This is a genomic window from Pseudoalteromonas rhizosphaerae, from assembly GCF_028885455.1.
Lineage (GTDB): Bacteria > Pseudomonadota > Gammaproteobacteria > Enterobacterales > Alteromonadaceae > Pseudoalteromonas > Pseudoalteromonas rhizosphaerae.
On the sequence record NZ_CP118496.1, the window covers coordinates 5,057,768 to 5,072,241 of the forward strand.

19 protein-coding genes are annotated in these 14,474 nt (G+C 41.4%); 12 read left to right on the plus strand and 7 right to left on the minus strand.

Translation table 11 applies throughout. The annotated features are described in order from the left end of the window. Positions 1–38: 38 nt before the first annotated feature. From murA to mlaF, 7 genes are read right to left on the minus strand one after another with little or no spacing between them, the layout of a single operon-like run. Positions 39–1,298: a UDP-N-acetylglucosamine 1-carboxyvinyltransferase gene (murA, locus tag PVK79_RS22055; RefSeq protein WP_257324791.1), complete on the minus strand. Its 1,260-nt coding sequence runs from the start codon at positions 1,296–1,298 to the stop codon at positions 39–41. 13 nt (positions 1,299–1,311) lie between these two features. Next, the gene (locus PVK79_RS22060; protein WP_257324793.1) at positions 1,312–1,569 is read right to left on the minus strand and encodes a BolA family protein; all 258 of its coding nucleotides are present in this window, start codon (positions 1,567–1,569) and stop codon (positions 1,312–1,314) included. Between the two features lie 5 nt (positions 1,570–1,574). Beyond that, positions 1,575–1,868, minus strand: a complete 294-nt coding sequence (locus tag PVK79_RS22065; RefSeq protein ID WP_145236776.1) for an STAS domain-containing protein — start codon at positions 1,866–1,868, stop codon at positions 1,575–1,577. Continuing rightward, positions 1,861–2,535, minus strand: a complete 675-nt coding sequence (locus PVK79_RS22070; RefSeq protein ID WP_257324795.1) for an MlaC/ttg2D family ABC transporter substrate-binding protein — start codon at positions 2,533–2,535, stop codon at positions 1,861–1,863. Before PVK79_RS22070 ends, PVK79_RS22065 begins: the two co-directional genes overlap by 8 nt. 6 nt (positions 2,536–2,541) lie before the next feature. Then, positions 2,542–3,090, minus strand: a complete 549-nt coding sequence (mlaD, locus tag PVK79_RS22075; RefSeq protein WP_257324797.1) for an outer membrane lipid asymmetry maintenance protein MlaD — start codon at positions 3,088–3,090, stop codon at positions 2,542–2,544. 15 nt (positions 3,091–3,105) lie between these two features. Next, complete coding sequence (gene mlaE, locus PVK79_RS22080) at positions 3,106–3,885, minus strand: lipid asymmetry maintenance ABC transporter permease subunit MlaE (RefSeq protein WP_145236765.1); 780 nt, start codon at positions 3,883–3,885, stop codon at positions 3,106–3,108. Further along, complete coding sequence (gene mlaF, locus PVK79_RS22085; protein ID WP_182732390.1) at positions 3,885–4,700, minus strand: phospholipid ABC transporter ATP-binding protein MlaF; 816 nt, start codon at positions 4,698–4,700, stop codon at positions 3,885–3,887. The genes mlaE and mlaF overlap by 1 nt, the downstream gene beginning before the upstream one ends. Before the next feature lie 255 nt (positions 4,701–4,955). Here mlaF and PVK79_RS22090 point away from each other — a divergent pair, with 255 nt between their 5' ends. From PVK79_RS22090 to mgtE, 12 genes are all read left to right on the plus strand, one after another. Beyond that, positions 4,956–5,927: a calcium/sodium antiporter gene (locus PVK79_RS22090; protein WP_145236761.1), complete on the plus strand. Its 972-nt coding sequence runs from the start codon at positions 4,956–4,958 to the stop codon at positions 5,925–5,927. Between the two features lie 25 nt (positions 5,928–5,952). Next, positions 5,953–6,924 (plus strand): KpsF/GutQ family sugar-phosphate isomerase, encoded by a 972-nt coding sequence (locus PVK79_RS22095; RefSeq protein WP_145236758.1) that lies wholly within the window; start codon positions 5,953–5,955, stop codon positions 6,922–6,924. Continuing rightward, entirely contained in the window at positions 6,924–7,475 is a 552-nt protein-coding gene (kdsC, locus tag PVK79_RS22100; RefSeq protein WP_182779152.1) for a 3-deoxy-manno-octulosonate-8-phosphatase KdsC, read from the plus strand. Before PVK79_RS22095 ends, kdsC begins: the two co-directional genes overlap by 1 nt. After that, entirely contained in the window at positions 7,472–8,026 is a 555-nt protein-coding gene (gene lptC, locus PVK79_RS22105) for an LPS export ABC transporter periplasmic protein LptC (RefSeq protein ID WP_182779154.1), read from the plus strand. Before kdsC ends, lptC begins: the two co-directional genes overlap by 4 nt. Beyond that, the gene (lptA, locus tag PVK79_RS22110; protein WP_145236749.1) at positions 8,016–8,549 is read left to right on the plus strand and encodes a lipopolysaccharide transport periplasmic protein LptA; all 534 of its coding nucleotides are present in this window, start codon (positions 8,016–8,018) and stop codon (positions 8,547–8,549) included. The genes lptC and lptA overlap by 11 nt, the downstream gene beginning before the upstream one ends. Beyond that, positions 8,546–9,271: an LPS export ABC transporter ATP-binding protein gene (lptB, locus tag PVK79_RS22115; RefSeq protein ID WP_145236746.1), complete on the plus strand. Its 726-nt coding sequence runs from the start codon at positions 8,546–8,548 to the stop codon at positions 9,269–9,271. Before lptA ends, lptB begins: the two co-directional genes overlap by 4 nt. Positions 9,272–9,337: 66 nt before the next feature. After that, positions 9,338–10,834 carry an RNA polymerase factor sigma-54 gene (locus PVK79_RS22120; protein ID WP_145236743.1) on the plus strand — a complete coding sequence of 499 codons (1,497 nt, stop codon included), beginning with the start codon at positions 9,338–9,340 and terminating at the stop codon, positions 10,832–10,834. A gap of 28 nt (positions 10,835–10,862) precedes the next feature. Continuing rightward, entirely contained in the window at positions 10,863–11,150 is a 288-nt protein-coding gene (gene hpf, locus PVK79_RS22125) for a ribosome hibernation promoting factor (protein ID WP_145236739.1), read from the plus strand. Positions 11,151–11,154: 4 nt separating this feature from the next. After that, positions 11,155–11,607 (plus strand): PTS IIA-like nitrogen regulatory protein PtsN, encoded by a 453-nt coding sequence (ptsN, locus tag PVK79_RS22130; protein WP_145236736.1) that lies wholly within the window; start codon positions 11,155–11,157, stop codon positions 11,605–11,607. 188 nt (positions 11,608–11,795) lie between these two features. Continuing rightward, positions 11,796–12,638 (plus strand): RNase adapter RapZ, encoded by an 843-nt coding sequence (rapZ, locus tag PVK79_RS22135; RefSeq protein WP_145236732.1) that lies wholly within the window; start codon positions 11,796–11,798, stop codon positions 12,636–12,638. Positions 12,639–12,666: 28 nt separating this feature from the next. After that, positions 12,667–12,939, plus strand: coding sequence for an HPr family phosphocarrier protein (locus tag PVK79_RS22140; RefSeq protein ID WP_064667815.1), 273 nt, complete (start codon positions 12,667–12,669; stop codon positions 12,937–12,939). A gap of 124 nt (positions 12,940–13,063) precedes the next feature. Further along, entirely contained in the window at positions 13,064–14,422 is a 1,359-nt protein-coding gene (gene mgtE / locus PVK79_RS22145; RefSeq protein ID WP_145236729.1) for a magnesium transporter, read from the plus strand. Positions 14,423–14,474: the final 52 nt, after the last annotated feature.

The following is a 14,474-nucleotide window of genomic DNA, read 5'->3' on the forward strand; positions in this document are numbered from 1 at the left end:
GACGAAGTACTAGAAGCTAGGACCTAGGTTCTAGGCTATTAACTACTTCGACGTTTGATGTTAGCACCTAACGCGCTGAGTTTATCTTCAATCCGTTGATAACCACGATCAACGTGGTAAATACGGTCAACAACCGTCTCACCTTGTGCCACAATACCAGTCAAAATTAGGCTCGCTGATGCACGTAAATCAGTTGCCATTACTTGTGCGCCACTCAAACTCTTAGTGTCACCACAAATTGCCGTATTCCCCTCTAAACGAATGTTAGCACCCATACGTTGTAGTTCTGGTACATGCATAAAACGGTTTTCAAAAATCGTCTCGGTAATGGTCGCACTGCCATTAGCGACTACATTTAACGCAGTAAACTGTGCTTGCATATCGGTAGGAAAACCTGGGTGTGGCATGGTTTTGATATTAACGGCTTTAAGCTCACGGCCACGCATATCAAGATAAATACTATCTTTATGTACTTCAATCAAAGCATTAGTCGCACGCAATTTTTCAATTACAGGCTCTAAACTATGAAAATCGGTAAGCTTACATAGCACTTCACCACCCGCCATTGCTGCGGCCACTAAAAATGTGCCAGTTTCAATCCGATCTGGCAAGATGCGATGCTCACAACCATGCAGCTTTTCAACACCCTCAATTTCAATACGGCTAGTGCCTGCACCGCTAATTTTTGCCCCCATTGCTGTTAAGCAAGCAGCTAAATCTATAATCTCTGGTTCACGCGCCGCGTTTTCTAATACGGTTTTGCCATCAGCTAAGGTTGCGGCCATTAATAAATTTTCGGTCGCGCCAACGCTGACCATTTCCATGTAGATTTCAGCACCTTTTAAACGCCCATCTACCTTGGCATTGATATAACCTTTTTCAACGCTAATAACAGCGCCCATGCGCTCCAAACCTTGAATATGAATATCAACCGGGCGAGCACCAATTGCACAACCACCAGGAAGCGATACTTGTGCTTGACCAAAACGAGCAACCAATGGACCTAATGCTAATACTGAGGCACGCATTTGTTTGACTAACTCGTAAGGGGCTAATGTTTTATCAACTTTCCCACCATCAATCACGAGCTGTTCGCCGTGCCAGTGTATTTCTGCGCCGAGGGTTTTTAATAATGCTTCAGTAGTGCCGATATCACGCAGGCGAGGAACATTATTAAAGGTACTTTTACCGTCAGCTAATAATGCTGCAAACAAAATAGGTAAAGCGGCATTTTTAGCGCCAGAGATAGTGACTTCACCAGCAAGTCCGGTTCCACCCTGAATTACAAATTGATCCATGAGGAAACCTTTTTTATTGAGGTAAAATGAATTTTTGTTCGCGCTTCCACTCAGTTGGCGTAAATGCACGGATCGAAACTGCGTGAATTGTGCCGTCAGAAATGGTGTTCATCAACGGACCATATACCAGCTGTTGTTTTTTCACTCGGCTTAAACCATCAAAACAATCGCCGACTGCGATAACTTCATAATGACTACCGTTGGCTTTCACATGTACTTCAGCTAATTGCAATGCGTCGCGCAATAAGGTTTCGACTTGGCTTGATTCCATAACTCTCACTCAAATAGGTTGGTAACCTGTCCCAACTGCATCAACTTTTGCAGTTGTTCAGGAATATTTTGCAATTCAAGGTGAATACCTTGCTGCTTTAATTCTGCGAAAGAGTGAATTAACCAAGCTAAGCCCGCCGTGTCAACCCTAGACACCTCAGAAAGGTCAAAATACCAGTTTTTATGGTTACTTTGTGAGTTTTTATTCAGAAGTCGTTCAGCGGAAATTGAATTTCGAGTCAATTCACCACTGACTCGATAGTGCTGTTCGTCAAGCTGAGTAACGGTTACTTTACTCATTACCGCCGTCACCTCTAAATTGCACTGGCAACTTACTTTTCTGTTCAAGTAGGTCACTTACATGGTTAATACCTTGCTGGCGCAAAATGCCTTGAAATTCACTTTGCTTGGCATCTAATAAACTAATGCCTTCGGCAACCATGTCATAAGCACGCCATTCGCCATCGCGATCTTCACGTACTTTAAAATCAATTTTAATTTCCGGCTTGCCTGGCTCGACAATTTTGGTTTTCACTAATACTAGGTCTTGTCCTGTAAACTCTTTGCTTGCACCAAACTCTACTTTTTGGTTGGTGTATTGCGTAAACACACCAGCATAAGTAGCGATTAAGTATTCTTGAAACACATCAATAAAGTGTTTAATATCCTCAACTGCTTGTTTTTGCTCGGCAGGATCTTTAATCGCACGTACTTTTGATACATGACTTCCTAATACACGCAGTGCAGCATATTTATAATCAATGTAAGGCATCAACTCTTCTTTGACAATAACCCGTAGGTGCTCCTTATCTTTTTCGATTAAAGGCTGATCACGAGTAATTCGCTGAAAAGTATTATCAGATACTTGGCGAACCATTTTATACGGGTCAGTTAAATCGATCGCATCGCTTGCTAAGCTAATAGCACTGAAAGTCAGCGCAACTACCATTAAAATTTTCTTAAACATAATTACTTACTCGCCGCCTTGATTGAATAAAAATTGCCCGATCAACTCTTCAAGCACCAATGCTGATTTCGTGTCATTGATATAGTCGCCATCATTTAATGCTTTGCTTTCAACACCAAATAACTCGTCTAATCCTAAGTTTTTGTCATCACTCGTTACAGCAACACCTAAACACGCTTGTTCAGCTGATTTTGGGGCAATGACAGGATTAATACCCAAATATTGTTCACCGAGAATCCCTGATGTCAAAATTGAAACTGAGCTGGTATCTGAAAAACGACATTGATATTGCGCATCAATCGTCATATCAACAACTGGCACAAATTCTTGTGGGTGAATTGAAATCCCCTCAACTCGCCCAACCACTACACCACCTACTTTAATCGGCGCACGTGTTTTTAATGAACCAATGTTTTCAAACTTGGCTTTCAATAAGTAAGTTTCGCCGTTGCCGCTGATCCCTGCATTGGCAACTTTTAACGCCAACATAGCAAAAGCAGCAATGCCTAGCGCAACAAAAAAACCAACTAAAATTTCTAATTTCCGTGAACTCATTATCTATACCTTTTATTAGCTAGTAAACATTACCGCTGTCAAAATAAAATCAAATCCTAAAACGGCCAAAGATGAGTGGACAACTGTCTCTGTTGTTGCTTTACTAATCCCTTCAGAGGTCGGTATACAATCGTAGCCTTTATAAAGCGCAATCCATGTAACCACGATGGCAAATACAAAACTCTTGATCATGCCATTTAAAATATCTTGCTGGAATGACACTTGCGACTGCATGATTGACCAAAAACTCCCCGTATCTACACCCAACCAATCAACACCTACTAAATGAGCACCAATAATTGCAACTGCTGAAAATATCAACGCCAGTAATGGCATACTAATAAAGCCCGCCCAAAAGCGTGGCGCGATAATACGTTTAAGAGGGTCAATCGCCATCATTTCAAGGCTTGATAACTGCTCAGTCGCTTTCATTAAACCTATTTCAGCGGTTAATGCACTACCAGCTCGCCCGGCAAACAATAATGCAGTAACAACAGGGCCTAACTCTCTAAGTAAACTCAATGCTACTAATGGGCCTAAACTATCCTCTGCACCATAACCAACTAGTACGGTGTAGCCTTGCAACGCCAATACCATGCCAATGAATAAGCCCGACACCATGATAATCAACAGTGACTGCGAGCCGACCATATATAATTGACGTATTAAAAGCGGCGTGCCTTTTCTAAAATTAGGCAAACTCCACAACGCACCTATCAACATCTGAGTAGAGCGACCAAGTGCAGCAAACCGTCCTAACGTTTTATGACCTAGCATTTGCAAAAAATCAAACATCAGCGGCGCCCTCCCAGTAATTCTTCTTGATAAGGTTGAGCAGGAAAATGAAACGGCACTGGGCCATCAGATAATCCTTTTAAGAACTGCTGAACTAGGGCCGATTCATGATTACGCATTTCATCCGGTGTACCGCTACCAATAACGCCTTGATCGGCAATAATGATAACGTGATCGGCAATACTCATTACTTCTGTTACATCGTGAGTTACGATTAATGATGATAACCCAAGCACTTGATTAAGCGACTTAATCAACTTAACCAACACTCCCATGGAGATAGGGTCTTGGCCTGCAAATGGCTCATCATACATAATTAATTCAGGATCAAGCGCGATTGAACGCGCTAATGCAGCACGACGTGCCATACCACCTGACAGCTCAGAAGGCATTAGATCTTGTGCGCCACGCAAGCCAACAGCTTGTAATTTCATTAGCACCACAAGGCGAATTAAATCTTCACTTAGACGAGTGTGCTCACGCAGCGGAAAAGCGATATTGTCAAACACTGACATATCGGTAAATAATGCGCCGCTTTGAAACAACATACTCATTTTGGTTCGCGCCGCATAAAGCTCTTTGCGCGACATGGTAGGAATGTTATTACCTTCGAATAAAATAGTGCCGCTATCTGGTTTTAATTGGCCACCAATTAAACGCAACATGGTGGTTTTACCAATTCCGCTTGGCCCCATAATTGCCGTAATTTTTCCTTTAGGGACACTAAAGCTCATATTTTTATATATACAGCGATTGCCCCTAGAAAAGCTTACATCCTTGATTTCTACTATTGGTTGCGACAAGTCGCTCTCCATTACTATTTTCACTAGTTCACCTATTTTAAGCGTTTTTACACCAAGATGGAAAAAACAAATCGTAAAATTTTGTAATATTCTATGTAATAGCGCTGCAAAGCTTACAGTCGTTGGCTTAACCGTCGCTTAAATAATTTTTCTCAGTCCAAATCAGTCCATAATCTAACAAGCTTCGCAGATTCTTTTATTTATACTTTCAGGTTGGCTTTTGTTACTATTTGCAGCCATCTCATTTTGAATAATTGGCGTAACGTAATGGTGACTTCTTTTGTCATTTTAATTCTCGGATTTGCAGCTCTCGTTTGGAGTGCAGATCGCTTTGTATATGGTGCTGCGGCACTGGCAAAAAATTTCGGTGTTCCTACTCTTATTGTTGGTTTAACAGTTGTTGCTATGGGCTCGTCAGCCCCTGAAATGATGGTCTCAGCATCAGCTGCGCTTGCAGGTAAAACTGACACTGCCGTGGGTAATGCCGTTGGCTCAAATATCACTAATATTTTACTTGTTTTAGGTATTACCGCGCTATTGCGCCCACTATCAGTATCATCAATGACATTAAAACGCGAAATGCCGCTTGTGCTGCTAGTGTCAATCGCCGCCTGGTATATATTTTCGGATAACTACTTTTCATTTGCTGAAGGCGTTGCATTAATCATAGGCTTTGTGGTCTTTATTGCGGGCTTAGTTATTATTTCTATTCGCGCTAAAAACCAAGCTGATGACCCATTTGTAAGTGAAGCCTGTGAAGACGTACCAGATAACGTGCCCACCAAATCGGCTTTATTTTGGTTAATTATTGGTATGATATTACTGCCTGTGAGCTCACATTTTTTAGTTGGCTCAGCAGTTGATATAGCCAAATACTTTGGCCTAAGTGATTTAGTAATAGGGTTAACCATTATTGCTATTGGCACCAGTCTGCCTGAGCTGGCAGCCTGTATTGCTGGGGTATTAAAAAACGAAGATGATTTAGCACTGGGTAATATTGTTGGCTCAAATATCTTTAACATTTTAGCTGTGTTGCCACTGGCTGGGATTATCAACCCTTCAATTATTGACCCTTCAGCTGCAAACCGTGATGCCTTAATTATGATTGGTGCTACCATAGCCCTTATAGCTATGTCCTTGAGCTTTAAAGGTACAAGACGCATTAATAGAGTTGAAGGTGGCCTGTTATTGGTCGCATTTTTAGCATATCAGAGTTATATTTTTAGCCAAGTTGCTTAATGCTACCCACAAAATGGATAACACAATGACGCAGTTAAATTTTATTGAACAAGGTAAGCGGGTGCTAGAAATAGAGCGCCAAGCACTGCTTGATATAACCCAATATCTAGACGAAAACTTTAATCAAGCTTGCCAATTGATGTATCAATGTCACGGAAGGATCATAGTAGTCGGTATGGGGAAATCTGGGCATATTGGTAATAAAATTGCTGCAACACTGGCAAGCACTGGCACGCCTGCGTTTTTTGTCCATCCGGGTGAAGCAAGTCATGGTGATTTAGGGATGATCACTCGTGATGACGTGGTTATGCTTATTTCTAACTCAGGCGAAACCAGCGAAGTACTGAATATTATTCCGGTTATTAAACGTATTGGCGCAAAAATGATCGCCATGACAGGTAACCCTGAATCATCAATGGCAAATTGGGCTGATGCTCATGTATGCATCAAAGTAAGTCAAGAGGCCTGCCCATTAGGACTCGCCCCGACTGCGAGCACGACTGCAACGCTTGCGATGGGTGATGCAATAGCCGTTGCTCTGTTAGAAACCCGAGGCTTTACTGCAGATGACTTTGCGCTATCGCATCCTGGGGGAAGTTTAGGCAAACGTTTACTATTGTGTTTAAAAGATATTATGCACAGTGGCCCAGCAACGCCTATGATCAATGACAAGCAATGTATCAAAGATGCATTAATCGAAATGTCGGCCAAGGGCTTAGGTATGACGGCCATTGTTGATGACACAGGGCAACTTGCAGGGCTTTTTACTGACGGTGATTTACGCCGAATTTTAGAGCAACGAATAGATATTCATAGCACTTTGATCAGCACTGTCATGACCCGCTCTTGCACTACAGCAACCGCGGATATGCTTGCCGCCGAGGCACTCAATATTATGGAGAATAAGCGTATCAATGGCTTAATTGTAGTTGATGATAAACACCACCCTATTGGTGCTCTTAATATGCAAGATTTGCTCAAAGCAGGAGTTTTATAATGCAGTTTGCTGACTTATATCAGCCACTTTCAGATGATGCGAGCGAGCGAGCACAAAAAATCAAACTCCTGATCTGTGATATCGATGGGGTGTTTTCAGATGGCCGCATTTATCTTGGCAATCAAGGTGAAGAACTCAAAGCGTTTAATACTAAAGATGGTTTTGGTATCAAAGCACTGATCAATAGCGGTTTTGAAGTTGCCGTGATCACCGGTCGTCATTCACAGATAGTTCAGCAACGGATGACTAGCCTGACAGTACCGCATATTTACCAAGGTCAAGAAAACAAGTTGCAAGCTTATCAACAGCTCAAAGATAAATTGCAGTTAACCGATGAACAAATCGCTTACATAGGCGATGACGGACCTGACTTGCCGGTAATGGAATTAGTTGGTTTTGCGGTGGCAGTAAATGATGCTCACCCTTTGATCAAGCGAGTTTCACATTATACAACCATGCTCCCTGGTGGTTTTGGAGCAGTGCGTGAACTCACTGATTTATTAATGCTCGAAAATGGTAAATCATTAACTAGCGAAGGCACAAGCTCATGAATAGTGCGCGTTTAATATTATGCGTATTATTTGTCGGCTGTATGGTATGGCTGTGGTATCCGTATTTTTATCAAAGCACTGCCATAACACAAAACCAAGAAGATATAATAGCAAAACCTGATTATACTGCGGTGGCATTAAAACAAACCGCGTTTGATGAACAAGGTAAAATTAGCCACAAAGTAACAGCTGCAAAAATGGAACTTTACCAACAGTTAGGGTTTACTTACTTTGAACAACCTATTTTTACACTCTATAATCAACAGCAAACGTGGCAAATTAATGCCGATGAAGCCACCCTATATGAAAATCATCAATTAATTTTAGAAGGTAATGTGGTTGCTAAAAACCTGACCAATAATGCCATGATTGAACATATAAACGCAGATAATATTCAGGTTGATATTGAACTACAAACCATGAGTTCAGAACAACCAGTTGAATTAATCGGACCAAATTTAAAGATCACTGGGCGCGGCCTCCATGCCGACTTAAAAGCCGAAGTGGTAGAACTAATTAACCATACGCGAACCATATATTATGACCAATAAATTTGCTCACTTGCTTGTGATACCAAGCTTATTCATTGCCTTTGCAAGCTTTGCTGAAAATACGGCACCACCTGCGGATCAAGTCTCTATCAGTGCTGAAAAGCAGCTTGCCCAACTGAAAGATAATATCGGTATTTTTGAAAAAAATGTTGAAATCATTCATGGTAACCGCCGTATCAAAGCGGATCGACTTGAAGTCCATAAGCGCGAAGATTTAGGCAATAACAAACAATTGCTTGTTGCAACTGGTAACCCTGCTTACTTTGAAGAAAAACAAACTGATGGCACAATAATGAGCGCCAGTGCTGATGAAGTCCGTTACGATGTCGCCAAGCGCTATTTAACGTTAATTGGTAATGCACAAGTCACTCAAGCAGGTCAAAAAATTAATGCCAAAAGCATTACCTATGATATGGACCAACAGCTGATCAGTGCTGAAAAAGGCGCAAGCTCAAACGATCGCGTACACACTATTTTGGTACCTGTTGACAGTAAAAAAGACAAACCTAAAGGGCAGCCATGAGTATATTAAAAGCTGAATTTTTAGCAAAAAGCTATAAAGGTCGCCAAGTTGTAAAAAGCGTGGGTTTAGAAGTTAGCGCAGGCAGCATTGTTGGCTTACTGGGTCCTAATGGCGCAGGTAAAACCACCACTTTTTATATGATTGTGGGTTTAGTACCTAGCGACAAAGGTAAAATAAGTATTGATGATAATGACATCACTTTACTGCCAATGCACAGTCGCGCACGGTTAGGGATTGGCTACTTACCACAAGAATCATCCATCTTTCGTAAGTTAACTGTTTATCAAAACCTGATGGCTATTTTAGAAACTCGTAAAGAGCTGAATAAACAAGCCAGAGAAGAAGCACTAGACAGCTTACTTGATGAGTTTAGCATTCAACATATTCGCGACAGCCAAGGTATGGCATTATCTGGTGGTGAACGTCGTCGAGTTGAAATTGCACGCGCTTTAGCCGCAAATCCAAAATTTATCTTACTTGATGAGCCTTTTGCTGGCGTTGATCCTATTTCAGTGTTAGATATAAAGAAGATTATTGAACACCTTAAAAACCGTGGTATTGGCGTACTTATTACCGACCACAATGTACGAGAAACCCTTGATGTTTGTGAAAAAGCCTACATAGTTTCTCATGGGGAGTTAATTGCATCAGGTACCCCTGAGCATGTACTTGCCGACCAAACAGTCCGCGATGTTTACCTGGGCGAGCAATTTAGGCTATAAAGCCACGCTCGGCTAAGTATCTGCTAGACTTAACGATGATAACAATAAAAGGATTGTTAGAGATACATGAGGCAATCACTCCAGCTGCGCATGGGCCAGCAACTTACAATGACACCACAGCTGCAACAAGCAATTCGCTTATTGCAACTCAGTACATTGGATCTCCAGCAAGAAATTCAAGAAGCACTCGACAGCAATCCATTGTTAGAGCTAGAAGAGCATGAATATTCAGACGACACGGCTGGTAAAAACGAACAAAAACAAGACAACGATGACTTAACTGTTAGTGCATCAGCAGACGACAAGCCCAGCGAATATGAACAAGAAAGTAGCGAAGCATTAAGTAAAGAGACTTTAAGTGACGAAATGGCTATGGACGTCACCTGGGACGAATACATGAGTGCTGCGCCAAATACGTCATCCGGCCCAATGCCTGAAGATGAGTCAATTTATCAAGGTGCTTCAACTGAAACCCTGCACGAATATCTGATGTGGCAATTACAGCTCACACCTTTTAGTCCAACCGATGAAGCTATTGCCATTGCGATTGTTGAAGCTGTTGACGATTCAGGTATTTTAACCTTGAGCTGCGAAGACATCGCAGAGAGCTTAAATCAAGGTAATAACGAAGAAGAAATCGAACTAGACGAAGTGCAAGCAGTGTTAAAACGCATTCAGTTATTTGACCCTGTTGGTATTGCTGCGCGCAGCCTACAAGAATGTTTATGTATTCAATTAAATCAATTTGATCCTGCAACTCCTTGGATTAGCGAGACTAAAATGATTTTAACTGATCATATCGATTTATTAGCTAGTCGTGACTATCGCACTTTGATGAAAAAGACTAAGCTTAAAGAAGATGAGCTGAAAGAAGTAATGACATTGATCCACAGCCTTAATCCAAAGCCTGCGGATACTATAGTACGCGAAGAGTCAGAGTATGTTATACCTGATGTTTCGGTGAAAAAAATTAAAGGTCGCTGGGTGGTTGAACTTAATCCAGACAGCATGCCAAAAATTAGAGTGAACAGCCAATATGCGGCAATGTCACGCTCAGTAAAATCAAGCACTGACAGCCAATTTATACGTTCGCATTTGCAAGAAGCTAAATGGTTTATTAAAAGCCTAGAAAGTCGTAACGAGACGTTACTCAAAGTAACTAACTGCATTGTAAAACAACAGCAGGGATTCTTTGAGCATGGCCCTGAAGCAATGCGACCTATGGTACTAAACGACGTTGCTGAAATGGTTGAGATGCACGAATCAACAATCTCTCGCGTAACGACACAAAAGTACATGCATACCCCCCGTGGTATTTTTGAGTTAAAGTATTTTTTCTCAAGTCATGTAAGCACTGAGAACGGCGGCGAATGCTCTTCGACAGCTATTCGAGCATTGATCAGAAAATTGATCAGTGCAGAAAACTCAGCGAAACCATTGAGTGATAGTAAGATTGCAGATATATTGGCAGAGCAAGGTATCAAAGTAGCTAGACGGACTATTGCAAAATACCGCGAGTCACTGGCTATTCCACCGTCAAATCAACGTAAAAGTTTGATTTAAGGCGTAAAATCACAAGAGGAAAATGCTTATGCAACTAAATTTAACTGGTCGTCACGTAGAAATTACTGATTCATTAAGAGACTATGTAAACAATAAGTTTGCCAAGCTTGAAAGGCATTTTGATCATATCAATAATGTCCATGTTATTCTTGATGTAGAAAAACTAAGCCAAAAAGCAGAGGCCACATTACATGTCAGTGGCGCTGAATTATTTGCCTCGACTGAGCACCAAGACATGTATGCAGCTATTGACGGACTAATCGATAAACTTGATCGTCAAGTAATTAAACACAAAGAGAAGCACGCTCGACACTAACACTATGAAATTAAGCTCACTTATTTGTCAGGACTGCAGTAAAGCTGCGGTCCTTTTTAATAGCAAAAAACGGATCATTGAATTTATAAGCCAATTGGCTCATGAACAACTCCCTCAGCTATCACAACAAGAAATCCTCAACGCACTACTATCGAGAGAAAAACTAGGTAGTACCGGTATTGGTCGTGGTATTGCTATCCCTCATGGCCGTATGAGTGGTGTTGAAAACCCGCTAGCAATAATTTTAGTGAGTGAATCACCGGTTGATTTTGATGCGATTGATAATCGCCCAGTTGATATATTTGTAGCCCTCATCGTACCAGATGGTGACAGCCAACTTCATTTGAAGACGTTAGCCACAATTGCTGATAAACTCAATAACAAAGATTTTTGTAAACAACTACGTAGCGCAAAAACAGACCAAGATTTGTATCATGTAATTGCAGCTCAATCGTAGTCATACCAATTGTATTGTATTGAATTAGAGAGTAATTATTGCAACAGGGAAATAGCTCTAGAACAAGGTGGAAATTATGAGATATAGTTGTTCTATATAAATAATTTTAAACAAAGTTAGTGGGTTATTTAACAAGCAAGAATGAGCATGTTTTTAATAAAATTGGTATTAAATGAAGGAGAATTTACATGGAGTTAATCATCATCAGTGGGCGTTCTGGCTCAGGTAAATCTGTTGCTTTACGTGTTGTAGAAGATCTTGGCTATTATTGTGTAGATAATATTCCAGTTAACTTATTACCGTCATTAGTACGCAGTGTCTCTGATAATTACGACAAAATTGCCGTCAGTATCGATGTTCGTAATTTACCGAAAGAGCAGGAAGAATTTAACGACATTCTTGAATACTTGCCTGGTTTTGCAAATCCGACGCTATTTTATTTAGACAGTGATGATCAAACCCTGATCAAACGCTTTTCTGAAACCCGCCGCTTACACCCATTATCTTTGGATTCTTTGCCACTGGATTTAGCCATCAAGCAAGAAAAAGTGTTGCTTGATGTATTAACTACTCGTGCTGATTTCATGCTTGATACCACAGATCTCAGTGTCCACCAGCTTGCTGAGTCAATCCGTGAAAAGATTTTAGGGAAAAAAGATAAAAAACTAATCATCACCTTTGAATCATTTGGTTTTAAGCATGGTATTCCAAAAGAAGCCGATTATGTATTTGATGCACGTTTTTTACCTAATCCACACTGGGAGCCTGAGTTAAAACCGCTCACAGGCCTGGATCAACCAGTAAAAGATTATTTAGCCAGTCACAGTATCGTGCAAAAATTCACTTGGCAGATCCAAACCTTTGTACAAACTTGGTTACCGCACTTAGAACGTAATAACCGCAGTTACTTAACAATTGCTATTGGTTGCACCGGTGGTCAACATCGCTCAGTTTATCTAGCGCAAACTATAGGTGAAAGCTTCTCGATGAGCCACAGTAATGTGAAAATTCGCCATCGTGAACAAGAATAACAACTCACGTTTACAGTAAGGAATGTTGATGCGCTTAGAAGATACATTTTTAATAAAAAACAAACTCGGTTTACATGCTCGCGCAGCCAGCGTATTAGCGCAATTAGCTGTGCAGTTTGATGCCAGCATCACACTTCATCAAGATGACAAACAAGCCGCAGGCGACAGCGTACTGGGCTTAATGCTATTAGAAAGTAGCCAAGGCAAAGAAGTTAAAGTTGTATGTGAGGGCCCGGACGCTGAACCTGCTCTTGCAGCAATTGGTGAGTTGATCGCACAACGCTTTAACGAACAAGAATAGCTCGTAGTCAGTACCACTAAATTGCGTTAAACTGAATAAAGTCGTTAATTAAACAGACCAAGCGCGTTAATTATCGACAACAGTTACCCTACCTATCAAGTGTATTAATTTTTTAAGGACGCCAATGCCAGAAGCTTTTGAACAAGATTACCCACTACAACAACTAAAACAAGTGACCAAGTCACTTAACAGTGGTCAATTTGTTCAAGTAAGGCGTATGTTGGCAAAAACAGCTCCGTGTGACACCGCATTATTACTCGAGTCATCCCCGCATAAGATTCGTACCTTATTATGGCAACTGGTTGATCCAGATGTACAAGGTGACGTACTTGAAGAACTATCAGAAGATGTTCGTTTAGGGATCATTGCCCAAATGGAGCCGAAGCACATCGCTGCGGCAACTGAGGACATGAGTCACGATGATCTAGGGGAAGTACTACGTAGCCTACCTGATACCGTCTACAAAGACGTTGTTAGTGCCATGGACAGCCAAGATCGAGAACGTGCAACTCAAGCACTCTCTTATCAAGAGCGCTCTGCTGGCGCGCTGATGAACACCGATACAGTGACCATCCGCCCTGATGTCACTATCGACGTAGTACTGCGCTACTTACGTTTACGTGGTGAGCTACCAGAAGGTACCGATGATCTTTATGTTGTTGATAAACATAACTGCTTTATAGGTGCCATGTCGTTAACGACCTTGTTGACTAACTCGCCAGATAAAATCATTCGCGACTTAATGGATGAAGATTGTGAATCTATCCTCATTTCGATGGATGAAACCGATGTAGCACAACTGTTTGAACGTCATAACTGGATATCAGCCCCAGTGGTTGATGATAATGACCATCTACTTGGCCGTATCACCATCGATGATATCGTTGACGTTATCCGTGAAGACGCCGAGCATAGCTTATTAAGCCTAGCCGGTCTTGATGATGAAGAAGATACCTTTGCTCCGGTGTTAAAAAGTTCGAAAAAGCGCTCAATTTGGCTTGGCGTTAACTTGTTAACCGCGCTACTTGCTGCGATTGTGGCAAGCTTCTTTGAAAACACTTTAGCAATTTTACCTATTCTAGCAGTACTCAACGGTATAGTGCCATCCATGGGGGGTGTTGCGGGCAGCCAAACATTAACACTCGTAATACGTGGTATTGCAGTGGGTCATATCAACCAAACTAACCAACGCTTTTTACTGATCAAAGAGCTTGCAATCGGCGCAATAAACGGGATTGTTTGGTCTATTTTAATTGCCGGTGTTGTTGCTATTTGGCAATGGGACTTTAAGCTTGGCGGCGTACTCGCCTTTGCCATGTTTATGAACTTAGTAGCCGCAGGTATCGCCGGTGCCAGTATTCCGCTGCTATTAAAAAAAATGAAAATTGATCCTGCATTAGCTGGCAGCGTGGTACTGACAACCGTAACCGATATTGTAGGGATCTTCGCCTTCCTAGGCACTGCCACTTGGTTGTTGGTGTAGTTAAAAATAAGTTAAAGGTGGTAGACTCTAGACACTAGGTTCTAGTACTTCG